This is a genomic window from Neorhizobium sp. SHOUNA12A (assembly GCF_023006505.1).
Classification (GTDB): domain Bacteria; phylum Pseudomonadota; class Alphaproteobacteria; order Rhizobiales; family Rhizobiaceae; genus Neorhizobium.
This window is the reverse complement of the sequence record NZ_JALBGV010000022.1, coordinates 20405-37225: the sequence shown is the minus strand read 5'-3', so window position 1 is coordinate 37225 and position 16821 is coordinate 20405. Positions and strand designations below refer to the sequence as shown.

General features: G+C 60.6%; 15 protein-coding genes. 9 read left to right on the top strand and 6 right to left on the bottom strand.

All coding sequences use genetic code 11. From position 1 onward, the window contains the following. Positions 1-90: 90 nt before the first annotated feature. From MOV63_RS12600 to MOV63_RS12585, 4 genes are all read left to right on the top strand, one after another. Positions 91-2181, top strand: coding sequence for a hydantoinase/oxoprolinase family protein (locus MOV63_RS12600; protein ID WP_040124697.1), 2091 nt, complete (start codon positions 91-93; stop codon positions 2179-2181). Positions 2182-2195: 14 nt separating this feature from the next. Further along, entirely contained in the window at positions 2196-3833 is a 1638-nt protein-coding gene (locus MOV63_RS12595; RefSeq protein ID WP_040124699.1) for a hydantoinase B/oxoprolinase family protein, read from the top strand. A gap of 62 nt (positions 3834-3895) precedes the next feature. Further along, positions 3896-4054, top strand: a complete 159-nt coding sequence (locus MOV63_RS32960) for a hypothetical protein (RefSeq protein ID WP_157885298.1) — start codon at positions 3896-3898, stop codon at positions 4052-4054. A gap of 342 nt (positions 4055-4396) precedes the next feature. After that, a complete protein-coding gene (locus tag MOV63_RS12585; RefSeq protein ID WP_040124701.1) occupies positions 4397-5221 on the top strand; it encodes a DUF2189 domain-containing protein in 825 nt (274 codons plus the stop codon). Positions 5222-5249: 28 nt separating this feature from the next. On the opposite strand, the gene MOV63_RS12580 is transcribed toward MOV63_RS12585, so the two are convergent. From MOV63_RS12580 to MOV63_RS12555, 6 genes are all read right to left on the bottom strand, one after another. Next, positions 5250-5612: a cytochrome C oxidase subunit IV family protein gene (locus MOV63_RS12580; protein WP_040124703.1), complete on the bottom strand. Its 363-nt coding sequence runs from the start codon at positions 5610-5612 to the stop codon at positions 5250-5252. 7 nt (positions 5613-5619) lie between these two features. Then, positions 5620-6339 carry a heme-copper oxidase subunit III family protein gene (locus MOV63_RS12575; protein WP_040124704.1) on the bottom strand — a complete coding sequence of 240 codons (720 nt, stop codon included), beginning with the start codon at positions 6337-6339 and terminating at the stop codon, positions 5620-5622. A gap of 23 nt (positions 6340-6362) precedes the next feature. After that, positions 6363-7076: a cytochrome c oxidase subunit 3 gene (locus tag MOV63_RS12570; protein ID WP_040124706.1), complete on the bottom strand. Its 714-nt coding sequence runs from the start codon at positions 7074-7076 to the stop codon at positions 6363-6365. After that, the gene (gene ctaD, locus MOV63_RS12565; RefSeq protein ID WP_247034038.1) at positions 7073-8851 is read right to left on the bottom strand and encodes a cytochrome c oxidase subunit I; all 1779 of its coding nucleotides are present in this window, start codon (positions 8849-8851) and stop codon (positions 7073-7075) included. The genes MOV63_RS12570 and ctaD overlap by 4 nt, the downstream gene beginning before the upstream one ends. Before the next feature lie 49 nt (positions 8852-8900). Continuing rightward, positions 8901-9722 (bottom strand): cytochrome c oxidase subunit II, encoded by an 822-nt coding sequence (locus tag MOV63_RS12560; protein ID WP_040124709.1) that lies wholly within the window; start codon positions 9720-9722, stop codon positions 8901-8903. Between the two features lie 130 nt (positions 9723-9852). Then, positions 9853-10242, bottom strand: coding sequence for a cytochrome c family protein (locus MOV63_RS12555; RefSeq protein WP_040124711.1), 390 nt, complete (start codon positions 10240-10242; stop codon positions 9853-9855). Between the two features lie 571 nt (positions 10243-10813). Between MOV63_RS12555 and MOV63_RS12550 the strand changes: the two genes are divergently transcribed. From MOV63_RS12550 to MOV63_RS32790, 5 genes are all read left to right on the top strand, one after another. Further along, positions 10814-11809, top strand: a complete 996-nt coding sequence (locus MOV63_RS12550) for an MsnO8 family LLM class oxidoreductase (RefSeq protein WP_247034037.1) — start codon at positions 10814-10816, stop codon at positions 11807-11809. Between the two features lie 20 nt (positions 11810-11829). Beyond that, positions 11830-13167 carry an LLM class flavin-dependent oxidoreductase gene (locus tag MOV63_RS12545; RefSeq protein WP_247034036.1) on the top strand — a complete coding sequence of 446 codons (1338 nt, stop codon included), beginning with the start codon at positions 11830-11832 and terminating at the stop codon, positions 13165-13167. A gap of 77 nt (positions 13168-13244) precedes the next feature. Beyond that, a complete protein-coding gene (locus MOV63_RS12540) occupies positions 13245-14432 on the top strand; it encodes a M20 aminoacylase family protein (protein WP_247034035.1) in 1188 nt (395 codons plus the stop codon). 20 nt (positions 14433-14452) lie between these two features. Then, positions 14453-14995 (top strand): GNAT family N-acetyltransferase, encoded by a 543-nt coding sequence (locus MOV63_RS12535; RefSeq protein WP_247034033.1) that lies wholly within the window; start codon positions 14453-14455, stop codon positions 14993-14995. Between the two features lie 10 nt (positions 14996-15005). Next, positions 15006-16796 (top strand): amino acid ABC transporter permease/ATP-binding protein, encoded by a 1791-nt coding sequence (locus tag MOV63_RS32790; RefSeq protein ID WP_293403255.1) that lies wholly within the window; start codon positions 15006-15008, stop codon positions 16794-16796. Positions 16797-16821: the final 25 nt, after the last annotated feature.

Here is a 16821-nt window from a genome sequence, read left to right as displayed (position 1 = left end):
CTGTGCGGGCGGGGACAGGCCGCTGCACGCCGAAAATCGGGTTATCGGGCAAGCGCAACAACAGCTCGCTTAGGGAGCATAGTCGAGAAAATGACGAAAGATGGCAAGCAGATCAGGGTCGGTGTCGATATCGGGGGCACCTTTACCGACGTTGCAATGGAGGTCGGTACCACACTCCATTCAATCAAGGTGCTGACCGATTATTCCTATCCCGAAAATGCGATCGTGAAGGGCGTCCGAGAGGTCGCCGAGGTCGCCGGTGTCGAGCTTTCGCAGATCGACACGATCATCCATGGCACCACGCTCGCCACCAACGCTCTGATCGAACGGCGGGGCGCCCGCACCGCCTTTATCACCACCAAGGGCTTTCGCGACGTCATCGAGATGCGCACCGAAAGCCGCTTCGAACAATATGACCTCGATATTGTGCTGCCGGCGCCGCTGGTGCCGCGAAACGAACGTTTCGTCATCGCCGAAAGGATCGGCGCCGACGGTTCGGTGCTGAAACCTCTCGATCTTGCCGAGGTTGATGCGCTGTGCGACAGCATCGTCGCTGCCGGTTACGACAGCGTCGCCATCGGCTTCATCCATTCCTATCTTAACGGCGCGCACGAGAAGGTTGTTCGCGACCGTCTTCTGGCCAAAAAATCCGATATTTCCGTGTCGATCTCGTCGGAAGTCTCGCCGCAAATGCGCGAGTTCCAGCGCTTCAACACCGTCTGCGCCAACGCCTTCGTCAAACCGTTGATGGCATCTTATCTCAACCGCCTCGTTGGACGCCTGACCGAGGAAGGCACGCGCTGCCCGGTCTTCATGATCCATTCGGGTGGCGGCATCATCAGCGTCGAAAGTGCGATCGAGTTTCCGGTTCGTCTGCTGGAATCCGGTCCTGCCGGCGGTGCGATTTTTGCCGCCCATATCGCCGGCAGCTACGGTCTTGATCAGGTCCTTTCCTATGACATGGGCGGCACCACCGCAAAAATCTGCCTGATCGAAAAGCAGACGCCAAAGACCTCCAAGACCTTCGAGGTGGCGCGAACGTGGCGTTTCAAGAAAGGCAGCGGCATGCCGATCTCTATTCCCGTCATCGAGATGGTCGAGATCGGTGCCGGCGGCGGCTCGATCGCCACTATCGACAGCATGCGCCAGATCCGTGTCGGTCCGCACAGCGCCGGCTCCGAGCCCGGTCCGGCCTGCTATGGCCGCGGCGGCGCGAACCCGACCGTCACCGATGCCGACCTGATCCTAGGTCGTCTCGATCCGGGGGAGTTCGCAGGTGGCGCGATGAAGCTCGACCGCCCGGCCGCCGACCGAGCGATGGATGCCGATCTCGCCTCCAAGCTCGACACCGATATCGCGACCGCCGCTTACGGCCTCAGCGAGGTGGTCGACGAGAACATGAGCAACGCGGCGCGCATGCATGCCGTGGAGAATGGCAAGGAGCTTTCCGAATTCACCATGATCGCCTTCGGCGGCGCAGCTCCCATCCACGCCGCCCGTCTGTGCGAAAAGCTCGGCATGTCGGACCTGCTGATCCCGCCCGGTGCCGGCGTTGGTTCTGCGATCGGCTTCCTGCGCGCTCCCTTCGGTTTCGAAAGCGTGCGTAGCGCCTATAGCCGGCTTAGCCGGTTCGATGCGGATGCGATCAATCAGACGATCGCTGACCTCAGCGCCGAGGCCATATCGTTCGTGCGTTCCGGTTCGCCCGAAGCAAATCCAGATCTCGAATGTACGGCTTACATGCGTTACGTCGGTCAGGGGTGGGAAGTGCCGGTCACGATCGAGGTACGCGACTACGCCGATGCGGACGGCCACCTGTTCCGGAAGCTGTTTGACGAGCAGTACGAACACTTTTTCGGTCGGGTCATCGATGGTCTCGACGTCGAGATCGTCAGCTGGTCCTTGCGCGCAACCTCAAAGGTTGCCCCGCCGGCGAGGATAGGCAAGACCGCAAAGGTTGGCGAAGCCAAGGTCCGCGGTACCCGCGAAATCTTCGACGTCCAGGAAGGCAGCTTTCTGAGCGCGTCGATTGTCGCGCGCGCCGACATGAAACCGGGCGACTGGGTTTCCGGTCCCGCTGTCATCACGGAACGCGAGACGTCAACGATTATCACCACGAGCCGCGAAGTCATCATGCAGTCGGATGGCTGCCTGCTCATACGCGTCAAGCAGAGCGCTTGAACGGAGGATTCGACATGAAAACCAGCGCACTTTCCGACGTCCACATGCAGATCATGTGGAACAGGCTGATCTCCGTTGTGGAAGAACAAGCCGTCACGCTCATCCGAACCGCCTTCTCGACCAGTGTGCGTGAATCAGGCGATCTTTCCGCCGGCGTCTTCAACCGCGGTGGCAAGATGATCGCCCAGGCGGTGACCGGCACACCCGGCCACGTCAACGCCATGGCCGAGGCCGTCGGCCACTTCATCCGCGACATCGGGCCTGAAAACATCTTCGAAGGCGACGTCTACATCACCAACGATCCGTGGAAGGGCACTGGTCACCTGCACGATTTCACCGTCGTGTCGCCGAGCTTCCGCAATGGCGCGCTCGTCGGCTATTTCGCCTGCACGGCGCACGTGGTGGATGTCGGCGGCCGCGGTTTTGGGCCGGATGCCAACGAGGTCTACGAAGAAGGCATCTTCGTTCCGATCATGAAATTTGCCGAGCGCGGAAAGGTCAACAAGGACCTCGTCAACATCCTGCACAACAACGTCCGCGAAAGCCATCAGGTGGTCGGTGACGTCTATTCGCTGGCCGCCTGCAACGAGATCGGCCATCGTCGGCTGATGGACATGATGGAAGAGTTCGGGCTCGCCGATCTGGAAACGCTGGGCGATTTCATCTTCAAGCGTAGCTATGACGCCACCATCGAGCGGATCGCGGCCCTGCCGAAGGGCACTTATTCGAACACTATGCGCGTCGATGGGTACGGTTCGCCGATCGATATCGCTGTGCGTCTCGACGTGGCAGAGGACCATATCCTCGCTGATTTCGAGGGGACGTCACCCCCAAGCCCGAAGGGTATCAACTGCCCGATCATCTATTCGGCCGCCTATGCCTGCTATGGCATGAAATGCTCGATCGCGCCGGAGATCCCCAACAACCACGCGTCTCTGCTGCCGTTCCGTGTAACCGCCCCGAAGAACTGCATCCTCAATGCCCAGCACCCGGCGCCTGTTTCCGTTCGCCACGTGCTTGGCCATCTGGTTCCTGATGCGGTGCTCGGGGCCGTGCACAAGATGCTTCCCGGCAAAGTGCCGGCAGAAGGGGCAGGGGCATTGTGGAACCTGCATGTCAGCGTGCGTCCGCTACAGGGGGATAAGGCACCAGCCGAGGGCGGGCAACGTGCAGAAGTGCTGTTGTTTAACAGCGGCGGCGCCGGTGCTCGCTCCACACTCGACGGCCTCAGCGCCACGGCGTTCCCGAGCGGCGTGCATTCCATGTCGATCGAGGCGACCGAGCATGTCGGCCCGGTGATCTTTTGGCGCAAGGAGTTGCGAGACGGTTCCGGTGGCGCCGGACAGTTCCGCGGCGGTCTAGGCCAGGTGGTGGAGATATCGCCGACCGAAGGTCACGAGATGCATTTCAACGCCATGTTCGATCGCGTCGACCATCCACCCCGTGGACGTGAGGGTGGGGCCGATGGCGCCGCGGGTGCCGTCTTGCTTGATGACGGAACGGTTCTTGCCACCAAGGGGCGTCAGCATGTGCCGGCCGGCCGCAGATTGATCCTGCAGCTTCCAGGCGGTGGAGGATACGGCGCGCCCGATAAGCGTGATCCGGCGGCAGCGCAGCGAGACAAGGATTTCGACTACGCGCCGAAAAGCTAATCCGCCAGTGACCGGTGGTGAGATCCGCCGGCCACAAACACAGTTTCCCTGGGGAGTTAGACATGACTTTCGAGAACAAGCGGGCGGCCGGCATCCAGTCGTCCCCGAGCATGGCCATCGCGATGGCGTCTGCTGCTGCGAAAACGAGAGCGGATAATGCAGGGGTTCCGATCAGCCGGAGGTCTGCGGCGTTCCATCTCGATTTTCTTGGCGTCTCGTAATCTCTCCGTCATGCCACTGCCCAGGCGCTCGTCTCTCGCCATTGACATTCATCGCATCCGCGCCATGGCGCGTTGGAACGTCGTGACGGGCGCGTTACCCGATCTCAGACAGCAGCGGCATAGTTCGATCACTGCTCGATAACGTGACAATTCCACGCCCCGCTCACTGACATATGGTTTAGGCGACGACGCTTAGATGCGCAGCAATTCTGCGCCGCTGGTCAAGTGTCGACCGGGGGCGTATAATCTTCACGCGTGCAGGTTCAGTCCTATGGCGCCGTTCCTAACGCGGGTATCCGTTGTGGTCGTTGTTGTCTGTGACAAGAATGGAGAGGAATTGTTATGGCACATTTTCACGTGATCGCGGGAGGCGCCAGGAAGGTGGCCTATCCCACCGTGCGGCGCATCAATGTAGCAGATGTCTTCACTTCGTTGCGTCAGGGGTTGGATGATTTCTGGACCAAGCCGTCGCACTACGTCTTTCTCTGCCTGATCTACCCTATGGCCGGCGTGATCCTCGCGTATTGGACATCCGGTGCCAATGCGCTGCCACTGCTGTTTCCGCTCATGTCAGGCTTTGCCCTGATCGGTCCGATAGCGGCGCTGGGTCTTTATGAAATCAGTCGCCGGCGGGAGCTTGGCCTTGACACCTCCTGGCAGCATGCGCTCGAAATCAGGCATTCCCCGGCGGTCCCGGCAATCCTTGCCATCGGTGTTATGCTGGCGGTGATTTTTATCCTGTGGCTTCTGACGGCGCAGTCGCTCTATGTCAGCCTGTTCGGGCCGGGACGGCCGGAATCGCTGATGACTTTCGTCAACGAGGTGTTCTCGACGAGCAGGGGTTGGCAGCTGATCCTCTACGGCAATGCCGTCGGCTTCCTCTTCGCTCTGGCCGTGCTTTGCACCACAGTCATTGCATTTCCGCTGCTTCTTGATCGTGACACCGGTGCGGCGGCAGCGGTCTATACCTCGATGAAAGCCTTCGCGGTCAATCCCATGGAATTCATACTCTGGGGTCTCATCGTGGCTGTGCTTCTGGTCGTCGGTTTTGCGATGTTCTTTGCCGGTCTGGCTATCGTGATCCCGGTACTTGGCCATGCGACCTGGCATCTGTATCGCAAGGTCGTTGAACCGGAATCCGGCTTGGGGAGCAGCAGTGGTCGGTAGGTCGGAAGACCGGCTTCGGCACTGCCCCTCAGGGACCAGTGCCGAAGAAGGCGAGGCGGGTGAAGATCGTATAGTCCGCCTCCGATACCATCAGCGCGACGAAAACAAGCACCAGCAGCGGCGGCAGCAGGATGGCGTAAACGAGCGCCAGCCGTTCCCAGGCCATGTGCATGAAGACGGCAACGATCAGCCCGGCCTTCAGCATCATGAACAACAGGATCAGCGTCCATCTGAGATAACCCTGGAAGCCGAGATAATCGACCATGTAGGAAAAGGCGCTGAGCACGAAGAGCATGCCCCAGACGAGGAGGTAGAGCCGGATCGGATGCTGCTGCCCGGTTTGGAGCCGTTGTCCAGATTGGATGTGTGCATGCGCCGCTGTCTCGTTCATGACGACCTCACCACAGATAGAAGAATGCGAAAATGAAGACCCAGACCAGATCGACGAAGTGCCAGTAGAGGCCCATGATCTCGACGGCCTCGTAGCGACCTCTCCGGCTGGTGAAGAAGCCGCGCCGTTCCTGGTCGAAATCGCCCCGCCAGACCTTGCGGGCGACGATGAGGAGAAAGATGACGCCGATCGTGACATGGGTGCCGTGAAAGCCGGTAATCATGAAGAAGGTCGATCCGAACTGTGCCGCCCCCCAGGGGTTTCCCCAGGGGCGCACACCTTCGGTGATCAGCTTCGTCCATTCGAAGGCCTGCATGCCGACGAAGCATGCGCCGAGAAGCGCCGTTAGCAGCATCAAGATCGCGGTCGTGCGGCGGTCGCGGCGATAGCCGAAATTGACTGCCATTGCCATGGTGCCGCTGCTCGAGATCAGCACGAAGGTCATGATCGCGATCAGGATCAGCGGCACGTCCTGGCCGCCAATATGCAGCGCGAAGACCTCGCTCGGATTGGGCCAGGCGACCGGCGTCGACATACGGGCGGTCATGTAGGCGATCAGGAAACAGCCGAAAACGAAGGTATCGCTCAAGAGAAAGATCCACATCATCGCCTTGCCCCAGGAGGCGGTCTTGAAGGCGCGCTGATCCGACGCGAAATCGGCGGCGACACCGCGCAGGCCCGCCGGCCTGAGGTCTGGCTCGCCATGTGTCCCGATAGTCTGTGCCATCTGCAAATCTCCTGGTTCGGCCCCTAGGTCAGCAATGTGCGGCAGAGATCGACGAAATCATTCGCCCACCCGGCAAACAGCGCAAAGAGCAACAGCCAGACGGCGAGCATGAAATGCGAATAGATGGCGGAGAGATCGACGCTGAGGCGCAGCCTCTCCGGCGCAACGTCGGTTGAAAATGCCCTGACCGTCGTGTGCGCAAGCACGGCGAGCCCACCGAGGATATGCAGCCCGTGCAGGCCGGTCAGCATGTAGAAGAAGCTGTTGGCGGGATTGTCGGCCAGCACGTAGCCGGCTGACACCAGTTCCCGCCATGCCTGGATCTGCCCGACGAGAAAGAAGACGGCAAGCGCGAGTCCTGTCACAAGCGCCGGCCGCAGGCTTTCCATGCGGCCGTGTCCCGCTTCTCGTCTCGCCCATTGCAGCGCCGCACTGCTCGATGCGAGTGCTGCGGTGTTCACCCAGAGGAGGCGCGGAACCGGCATGCCCCACCAGTCGGCCGACGCCATGCGCATGAAATAGGCACTGACGGCAAGGCTGAAGACGGCGCCGACGACGCCGAGAAACACGAAGAGGCCGATCTTCACCGCCGGCGGCTGTCGCCGGTCTGCGCCGATATGATCCGGCAGTTGCACCGACCCGGTTTCCAGCCAGGGCTTCGAGGTCAGCCGCTGCCCGGAAAGCCACCAGATGATGATGGCGGCGATCGCGGCAAGGAAGATCAGGATGACGTTCATGCGGAAACCTCCCGGGTGACGCCATCGCTTGCCGGAACATTCTGCGGAATGAAATCCTCGGCCGCTCCCGGCACGCTGTAGTCATAGGCCCAGCGGTAGACGACGGGCAGGTCCTTGCCCCAATTGCCATGGGCGGGCGGGGTCTGCGGCGTCTGCCATTCGAGCGTCGTCGCCCGCCATGGGTTGCCGCCGGCCTCTCTCCCCCGGAAAAGGCTCCAGACCAGATTGAACAGAAAGACCATCTGTCCGGCCCCGACGAGCAGCGCCATGACGGTGATGAAGATGTTCAGCGTATGGGCCGAGGGCGGAACGAAGGCCGTTTCTCCCATCTCGAAATAGCGGCGCGGCACCCCGAGCAGGCCGAGGTAATGCATCGGAAAGAAGATCGCATAGGCGCCAAGGAAGGTGATCCAGAAGTGGATATGACCGAGCACGTCGTTCAGCATGCGTCCTGTCACCTTCGGATACCAGTGATAGATCGCCCCGAAGATGACGAGGATCGGCGCCACACCCATGACCATGTGGAAATGCGCGACGACGAACATCGTGTCCGACAGCGGCACGTCAACGACGACATTGCCGAGGAAAAGGCCGGTCAGGCCGCCATTGACGAAGGTGACGATGAAGGCGAGCGCAAAGAGCATCGGCAGCGTCAGGTGGATATCGCCGCGCCACAGCGTCAGCACCCAGTTATAGACCTTGATCGCCGTCGGGACGGCGATGATCAGCGTCGTGGTGGCGAAGAAGAAGCCAAAGGCCGGGTTCATGCCGCTGACATACATGTGGTGTGCCCAGACGACGAAGCTCAGCGCACCGATGATGACAATCGCCCAGACCATCATGCGATAGCCGAAGATGTTCTTACGCGCATGCGTGCTGATCAGGTCCGAAACGATGCCGAAGGCGGGAAGTGCTACAATATAGACCTCGGGATGGCCGAAGAACCAGAACAGGTGCTGGAAGAGGATCGGGCTGCCGCCGCCATGCTGCAGCTGCGTGCCCATCTCGACGATGGCGGGCATGAAGAAGCTCGTGCCGAGCACGCGGTCGAACAGCATCATGACGCAAGCGACGAACAGGGCAGGGAAGGCGAGCAGCGCCATCACGGTGGCGGTGAAGATGCCCCAGACGGTGAGCGGCATGCGCATCAGTGTCATGCCGCGCGCCCGCCCCTGCAGCACCGTCACCACATAGTTCAGCCCGCCCATGGTGAAGCCGATGATGAAGACGATCAGCGACGAGAGCATGAGGAGGATGCCCCAGTCCTTGCCGCCGGGGGTGCCGGAAAGAACCGATTGCGGCGGATAAAGCGTCCAGCCCGCCCCTGTCGGGCCGCCGGGGGCGAAAAAGCCGGCGACCAGGATCAGCACCGCGAGCAGGTAGATCCAGTAGCTCAGCATGTTGGCGTAGGGAAACACCATGTCGCGGGCGCCGACCATCAGCGGAATGAGGTAGTTGCCGAAACCACCGAGGAACAGCGCGGTCAGGAGATAGATCACCATGATCATGCCGTGCATGGTGATGAACTGATAATAGTGATCGGCATCGATGAAGGCGAAATAGCCGGGAAAGGCAAGCTGCAGCCGCATCAGCCAGGAGAGCACCAGCGCTACAAGGCCGATCGAGATAGCGGTCATCGAATATTGCACGGCGATGATCTTGGCATCCTGGCTGAACACATATTTCGTCCACCAGCTGCCCGGATGATAAAGCTCGACATCCTCGACTTCGGCGGCGGGGATGGCGCCTGCACTTCCGGATGGAATCTCGACCATGATCTCTCTTCCCTTTCCTTCCGAAGCGGCTTCCGGCCGCTCCGCCGGGTCAGTTTGCCGGCCGCGGCGGCTCTCCCGATGACGCCGTAAGCTGGGTGAATGTCTGCTGCTGCCCAAGCCAGGTCTGGTAGTCGGCATCCTCGTCGACGACGACGGTGCCGCGCATTTGCGGATGGCCGACACCGCAGAGTTCGGCGCAGAGAATCTCGAAGCTTCCCGTCCGGGTCGGCGTGAACCAGAAATAGGTGATCATGCCGGGGATCATGTCCATCTTGGCGCGGAATTCCGGCACGTAGAAATCATGGAGAACATCGACCGAGCGCAGCAATATGCGCACCGGCTTGCCGACCGGCAGATGAAGCTCGCCGCCCTCGATGATCACATCGTCGAGGCCGCTTGCGTCGTTCTTGTTCAGGCCGAGCGGATTTTCGGCGCTGACGTCGCGCGTCTCCGCGCGGCCGAGCTTTCCGTCCGCGCCCGGCAGGCGGAAGTTCCACAACCACTGCTGGCTGACGACCTCGACTGGTACGGCATCGTCGGGCACCGTGATGAACTGGTTCCACACCACGAGGCCAGGCGCCAGCATCGCCGCGACGCCAACTGCCGTTCCCGATGCCAGCAGCCATTCCAGCCTGCGGTTTTCAGGCTCATAGGCCGCCTGGTTGCCTGGCTTGTGTCGGAAGCGAAAGACGCAATAGGCCATGAACGAAACCACAGCCACGAAGACGATACCGGTGATCCAGAAGGTGATGACGAGCGTGCTGTCGATATAGGTCCAGTTGGAGGCGATCGGCGTCCACCACCACGGGCTCAGCACATGGAACAGCACGGAGCCGACAACAATCAAGACGAGAATCAGCACAACAGCCATTTCCGCCCCTCCCTGAGCAGGTCGACCGTGAAACCGCATTCTGCAAAAATACGGGGTTATTATCGCACGAATGGAAAAGATGGGCAATTACTGCAATTTAGGCATGTCCAGCCGGTGGTCTCTCGGCCGGTTACTGGGAATATTGCTTGAGATAGGCGATGAGATTGGTGATCTCCTGCTCGTCCTTCAGGCCGACGAAGGTCATCTTGGTGCCCTTCACCTTCGCTTTTGGATTGTGCAGATAGTCGCGCAACGTCGCCTCGTCCCAGACGAGGCCGCCGTCTCCGGCCTCTTTCATCCCGGTCGAATAGGCGAAATTGGGATGCGTTCCGGCCTTTCGGCCAAACAGCTTGTTCAGTGACGGGCCGACCTTGTTCGTATCGGAATCGACGATATGACAGGTCGCGCATTTCTTGAAAACGGTGGCGCCCGCCGTCGCGTCACCTTCCTGAGCTGCGGCATCAAACGACGAAACGGCGACGATAGACGCGCCGATCAACAGAATAACACGATAGGTCATGGCAAACCTCATCCTCCTCAAGGTTGCCCAATCGCCCCATCATCCACCCCATCCGGGCGTGGATATGCTTGCGATCACTAAAGAGTAGTCCTTAAGGTTGGTAAGTCAACCGGCCCCACAAGAGGTCGAGGATCATATTTAGCTCAATGGCCCTAGCGGCGTTGTGTCAAGGAGTGGGGCATGGATATGGTGGGATGAGAATTCGCCCATCGGCTACAGGCGTCATCATTTCCCGCAACAAATCATCGTCGCAGACGATCCTTCTGACCACGTTCCGTCTGCTGAGAAAATGCAGCCGTTCTCCGAACGCCGGCCGCTCCTTCCGACCGCGGTCAGTTGTGTGAAGCCTATGGTCGATGTTTGGATGTCTTCGGCAATCTAGACATCGAATGGTTCTACAGAGTTGTTGCACCCTACATGGGCAGCCCGACGATGAGGAGCGGCGAATTTTCATCAGATCGAAAAACGATTTTCCTCTTTTGTCGATGCAATCAGAAATATCGCCCTTCATTATATACTAAATTAATAGACAAATAGCGGTACATTTCAGCGATGATCCGTGAGGTCCCCGATGTACGCTCTGAGCCTTCTTGACAAAAGTCCCATTTCGTCCGGGGAAAGCGCCATTTCGGCGCTCTCCAACACGGTCAATCTGGCGAAGAGGGCGGAAGAGCTGGGATATCGTCGTTTCTGGGTGGCGGAGCATCACGGCGGAACCGAACTCGCCAGCTCTGCGCCGGAAGTGCTGGTCTCCTGGATCCTCGCCAACACTTCGAGTATCCGCGTCGGGTCAGGCGGGGTCATGCTGCAGCATTATAGCCCCTTCAAGGTGGCAGAAGTGTTCAACCTCCTGTCTTCGCTGGCGCCTGGCCGTGTCGATCTCGGGGTCGGCAAGACGCCAGGCGGGCTGCCCAAGGCAACAGCTGCGCTTCAGGCCTATCGCGCCGCGAAGCCGGATTTCGTCGAGCAGCTTTCCGATCTGACCGCGTTTCTCGATAATTCTGCCATGGCGAAAGTCGGTGAGGCGCTTGCATTTTCCGGGCCGAGGCCGCCGGTCACCGCCGACCGTTTCCTGCTCGGCGCCAGCCCCGACAGTGCTCGGCTTGCCGCGGCCCATGGCTGGAATTTCGTCTTTGCTGGCCATCTGAACGGCGATCCGGGAAACCTGCAGCTGAGCCTTGATACATTCCGGAAACAGAGTGGCGGTAAATCCGCGATCCTGGCACTCGCGGCCTATGCGTCGGAAAATGCCGCCCACGCGGCCGTACAGATTTCCGAGTTGAAGATCTTCAAGGTGTTTCTAGACAACGGCCAGTCGGTTAGCCTCGGCCGCCGGGATCAGGCGGAGGAATTCGCCAGACAGGCCGGCGCCAAGGAATACCGCATCGAGGAACGCAAGCCGAGCGTGCTGCACGGCACGCCGGAAAGCATCCATGAAGAACTCGCGCGCCTTTCGAAAGCCCACGGCATCGAGGAGTTTATCCTCGAACCGCCCGCAGTGAGTGCCGATGAGCGGCTTGCATCCATCGAGCTTCTGGCCCGCCGGCCGCTTTCGGCCGCGGCTTGATTTCCTGAAGGAGATACAAAATGACCAAGAAAATCAGTTTCGGCATCATGCTACAGGGCGCCGGTGGCCACATGAATTCCTGGCGTCATCCGAAGAGCCCGGTGGATGCGAGCGTCAACCTCGATTTCTTCAAGGCGACGGCGCTGAAGGCCGAAGCCGCGGGCATTGCCTTCGCCTTCGTGGCGGACGGGCTTTACATCAACGAGAAGTCGATCCCACATTTCCTCAACCGCTTCGAACCGCTGACCATCCTCTCGGCGCTGGCGACCGTCACCACGAAGATCGGCCTCGCCGGCACAGTTTCGACGTCCTATAGCGACCCCTTTACGGTCGCCCGCCAGTTCGCCTCGCTCGACCTGATCAGCGGTGGCCGGGCCGGCTGGAATGCGGTGACGACGCCGCTTGAAGGCACAGCCAAAAATTACAGCCGCCCGCATCCGGAACATTCGCTGCGCTACGAGATGGCGCATGAATATCTGGAGATCGTCAAAGGTCTATGGGACAGCTGGGACGACGACGCCTTCGTGCGTGATCGGGCAAGCGGCAGATTCTTCGATCGCAAAAAGCTGCATCGGCTGGACCACAAGGGTCGCTTCTTTCAGGTCGAAGGTCCGCTCAACATCCAGCGCTCGCCGCAGGGGCAGCCGGTCCTCTTTCAGGCCGGTTCGTCGGATGCCGGCATCGGCCTCGCCGGCAAACACGCGGACGCGGTTTTCACCAATACTGTCTCGCTGGAGGAAAACCAGACCTTCTTCCGGCGTGTGAAGCAGTCTGCCGTCGCGCAGGGGCGCTCGGCAGACGACGTGAAGATCTTCCCGGGCATCGGTCCAATCGTCGGCGAGACGCAGGCCGAAGCGGAAGAGAAATACAATATCATCCGCAACCTGATCTCGACCGATGATGCGCTCGCCTATCTTGGCCGCTTCTTCGATCACCATGATTTCACCGTCTACGATCTGGATGCGCCATTCCCTGAACTCGGCGATATTGGCAAGAACAGCTTCCGCTCGACGACCGACCGCATCAAGCGGATCGCCAAGGAAAAGGGGCAGACACTGCGAGAAGCTGCACTGGAAGCCGCAACGCCACGCGAAGGTTTCGTCGGCACGGCGGAAGCGATTGCCGACAAGCTCATCGACTGGGTGGAGCAGGAGGCCGCGGACGGCTTCATCCTTGGCTTCCCGATCATCGCCGAAGGACTGGACGATTTCATTCGGCTGGTCATCCCGATCCTCAAGAAGCGCGGCTACTTCGATCCGCATCTGGAAGGCGAGACCCTGCGGGACCATCTCGGGCTGCCCCGGAAAGAAAGCATCTACACGGACGGTCATCCGGCTGCGGAGAAGGCTCGGGCATAACGCTCAACGCTTAGCGCACAGCAGAGGTAAGCGGGTGCACAAGGCGTGCGGCCCCAACCTTCGGAAAGCAGAAGATCATGAATATCCATATTGACGGCTCGCGTCATCGCGACGACGCCGAACGGGTGATCCTTGCCTCGATCGACGAGTTCGTCGCTATCCGGCGCGACCTCCACCAATATCCCGAACTCTCTTTCCAGGAGCGGCGGACTTCCGGCCTCGTGGCCAGATACCTCCAATCCTACGGCTACGAGGTGACGGAAGGTGTCGGCGGTTATGGCGTGGTCGCGACGCTTTCGCGGGGGCAGGGCGGCAAGCGCATCGGTATCCGTGCGGATATCGACGCGCTGCCGATCGAGGAGGCGACCAATCTCGATTATTCCAGCCGCAACCCCGGCGTCATGCATGCCTGCGGCCATGACGGGCACGCTACGATCCTGCTCGCGGCGGCTCGTTATCTTGCTGAACATGGCAAATTCGACGGTACCCTGACGCTGATCTTCCAGCCGGCGGAGGAAGTCGGTGCTGGTGCCCGCAAGATGATTGAGGACCGGCTGTTCGAGCGGTTTCCGATCGATGCGATCTTCGGGCTGCACAACTGGCCGGGTGTCACATTGGGACAGTTCGGTTTCGTCGAGGGACCGGCGATGGCCTCAGTGGACCAGGCGCTGATCCGCATCGTCGGACGGGGAGGGCACGGGGCGGCGCCGCATGAGGCCGTTGATCCCGTGCTCGCTTCGGCCTCGTTCATCATCGCGCTGCAAAGCATCGTCGCCCGCAATGTTGATCCACTGGAAATGGCGGTGCTGACGGTGGGTTCGATCCATGGCGGCTCCGCCTCGAATGTCATTCCGGAAAGCGTCGAACTGAAGCTGACCGCTCGGGCCTATTCCGAAGCGATCCGCGACAAGCTGGAGGAGCGCCTGCCGGCTTTGGCGCGCGCCCAGGCGGAGAGCTTTGGCGCCTTTGCGGATGTGAACTACCGGCGCGGTTTTCCGGCCGTGATCAACCACGCCGAGGAGACACGATTTGCACGTCGTGTCGCCGAGGAAAACTTCCCGGTGGAACAGGTCGCGAAGGATTTCCGGCCGCGCACCGCCAGCGAGGACTTCGCCTATATGCTGCAGCAGCGGCCGGGCTCCTATCTCTTCGTCGGCAATGGCGACAGCAGCGCGCTTCACAGTCCCCACTACAACTTCAACGACGAGATCATCGCCCCCGCCGCGCGGTTCTGGGTGCGGCTCGCCGAAACTTATCTTTCCTGATCCTGCCTTAAGGAGCGACCATGAGCGACCGATTCCTCTACACAAATCCGCTTGATCCGCTGGCCAGGCCGCTGATCGATGAACTCACATACGAATACGACAGCCGCTACGGCAGCTTCTATGGCGCCGAAGGTGCGACGAAGGAGATGAACCGTTACGGACCGGAGGTTTTCGCGCCGCCGCACGGCAATTTCCTTCTGCTGCTGCGGGATGGCGAGGCGATCGCTGGCGGCGCGTTCATGCGACATCAGGACGAAGGCACCACGGAGTTCAAGCGCGTCTGGACCCACTCCGCGTATCGCCGCCAAGGCCTCGCTCGCAAGGTGCTGGTCGAACTGGAAGAGCAGGCGGTGCGGCAGGGTTATACCCGTATCTACCTAACCACCGGTTTTCGCCAGCCTGAGGCCGTTGGCCTCTACCTTACCCACGGTTATTCCGCGCTGTTCGACACGACGGCGGATCCTGAGACCATCCGCAAGCTGCCGTTCGAGAAAGCGCTCGGTTTCGGCAGCTACGCGGCGCGCAAGGCGGTCGTCTCGGCCACTTTGCACGGCGCGGCGTGAGGAGGCGGGGATGACGATCACCAGCGATTTCAGCGACATCCAGGCAGCTCCTCCGCGACAACCCGCAGCCGCCAAGGGGGATTACTCTCATTACCGCATTGTGCCGGCACGTTATCCGGCACGCACCGTCGGCACCGTCTTCGCACTGATCGTTATCGCCGCGACGATCCATTCGGTTCTCGGCAATCCGCGCTGGGGTTGGGATGTCTTCGCAGAGTGGTTCTTCGCCGAGCCGGTTCTGATTGGCCTCGGCCGGACGTTGTTGCTGACCGCCCTCGGCGCACTGTTCGGCTTCATCCTCGGCACAGGGCTGGCGCTGGCACGGGTCTCTCGTTCGCCTTTGCTGGTCGGGGTGTCCTGGACTTATATCTGGATCTTCCGTTCGATCCCGCTGATCGTTCTGCTGCTGATCCTCAACAATCTCGGTTATCTTTACGAGACGATCACTGTCGGGATCCCTTATACCGGCATCAACTTCATCAGCTGGAATACCACACAGCTCATCACACCGTTCGCCGCCGCCGTGCTCGGACTGACGCTGAATCAGGCGGCTTTCGCCTCGGAAATCATCCGCGGCGGCATTCTCTCGGTTGATCAGGGGCAGCTGGAAGCCGCTTCCGCACTCGGCCTGCCCCGTAGCCGCCAGGCGTCACGGATCGTGTTGCCGCAGGCGATGCGCTCCATCCTGCCGACCGCCTTCAACGATATCATCGGTCTCGCGAAGGGCACGTCCCAAGTCTATATCCTTGCGCTGCCGGAACTCTTCTACACGATCCAGATCATCTACCGCCGCAATCTGGAAGTGATTCCGCTCCTGATGGTGGCCACCGTCTGGTACCTCGTCATCCTGACGGTATTGTCGATCATCCAGCACCATGTCGAGCGGCATTATGCCCGCGGTGCTCTCAGAAATCCGCCGCGGTCGATCTTCTCCAGCCTCTATCGCCGTTTCGTGCCGCAGGTGGCGGTCGCGCCGAAAGCGGCTGAAGTGATTGCCAAGCCAGCCCCGCGCCAAGCCGCAGTTGCGCCACTCAGAGCCCTTGGCGGCGAAGTGACGATCCACGGGGTCTCGAAAAGCTTTGGGCAGTTGAAGGTTCTCGACGAAGTCACTCTTTCCATCCCAGCAGGAAGCGTCACCGCCATTCTCGGCCAGTCCGGCTCCGGCAAGTCGACGTTGCTGCGCTCGATCAACCATCTGGAGCGGGTCGACGACGGTTTCATCGCCATCGACGGCGAACTGATCGGCTACCGGCAGGATGGCGAGACGCTCTATGAACTGAAGGAGAAGGACATCCTGAAGCGCCGCATGGAAGTCGGCATGGTGTTTCAGAACTTCAACCTCTTCCCGCATCTGACCGTTCTGGAAAACGTCGTCGAGGCGCCGATCACGGTGCGTCGCATTCCCCGCGAGCAGGCGGAAGCAGAAGCGCTCGATCTTCTTGCCCGCGTCGGCCTTGCGGAAAAGGCGAATGCCTATCCGCGCCAGCTTTCCGGCGGCCAGCAGCAGCGTGTTGCAATCGCCCGTGCGCTCGCTCTCAAGCCCAAGGTCCTGCTCTTCGACGAGCCAACCTCGGCGCTCGATCCCGAATTGGTGGGCGAAGTGCTCGATGTCATCAAGGAGCTCGCCCGGTCCGGCACGACGCTCGTCATCGTCACCCATGAGATCGGCTTTGCCCGCGAAGTCTCCGACCTCGTCGTCTTCATGGAACAGGGCCGTATCCTTGAAACCGGCGTGCCGGAGAACGTCTTCAACAAACCGGAACACCCGCGCACGGCCGAATTCCTCGCCAAAGTCCTCTGAACAAACAAAACATAAGGAAACACCC

Bases quoted from the DNA above. Each gene is read 5' to 3' on its own strand.
- MOV63_RS12600 (WP_040124697.1), top strand. From the start codon at position 91: ATGACGAAAGATGGCAAGCAGATCAGGGTCGGTGTCGATATCGGGGGC.
- MOV63_RS12595 (WP_040124699.1), top strand. From the start codon at position 2,196: ATGAAAACCAGCGCACTTTCCGACGTCCACATGCAGATCATGTGGAAC.
- MOV63_RS32960 (WP_157885298.1), top strand. From the start codon at position 3,896: ATGACTTTCGAGAACAAGCGGGCGGCCGGCATCCAGTCGTCCCCGAGC.
- MOV63_RS12585 (WP_040124701.1), top strand. From the start codon at position 4,397: ATGGCACATTTTCACGTGATCGCGGGAGGCGCCAGGAAGGTGGCCTAT.
- MOV63_RS12580 (WP_040124703.1), bottom strand. From the start codon at position 5,612: ATGAACGAGACAGCGGCGCATGCACACATCCAATCTGGACAACGGCTC.
- MOV63_RS12575 (WP_040124704.1), bottom strand. From the start codon at position 6,339: ATGGCACAGACTATCGGGACACATGGCGAGCCAGACCTCAGGCCGGCG.
- MOV63_RS12570 (WP_040124706.1), bottom strand. From the start codon at position 7,076: ATGAACGTCATCCTGATCTTCCTTGCCGCGATCGCCGCCATCATCATC.
- ctaD (WP_247034038.1), bottom strand. From the start codon at position 8,851: ATGGTCGAGATTCCATCCGGAAGTGCAGGCGCCATCCCCGCCGCCGAA.
- MOV63_RS12560 (WP_040124709.1), bottom strand. From the start codon at position 9,722: ATGGCTGTTGTGCTGATTCTCGTCTTGATTGTTGTCGGCTCCGTGCTG.
- MOV63_RS12555 (WP_040124711.1), bottom strand. From the start codon at position 10,242: ATGACCTATCGTGTTATTCTGTTGATCGGCGCGTCTATCGTCGCCGTT.
- MOV63_RS12550 (WP_247034037.1), top strand. From the start codon at position 10,814: ATGTACGCTCTGAGCCTTCTTGACAAAAGTCCCATTTCGTCCGGGGAA.
- MOV63_RS12545 (WP_247034036.1), top strand. From the start codon at position 11,830: ATGACCAAGAAAATCAGTTTCGGCATCATGCTACAGGGCGCCGGTGGC.
- MOV63_RS12540 (WP_247034035.1), top strand. From the start codon at position 13,245: ATGAATATCCATATTGACGGCTCGCGTCATCGCGACGACGCCGAACGG.
- MOV63_RS12535 (WP_247034033.1), top strand. From the start codon at position 14,453: ATGAGCGACCGATTCCTCTACACAAATCCGCTTGATCCGCTGGCCAGG.
- MOV63_RS32790 (WP_293403255.1), top strand. From the start codon at position 15,006: ATGACGATCACCAGCGATTTCAGCGACATCCAGGCAGCTCCTCCGCGA.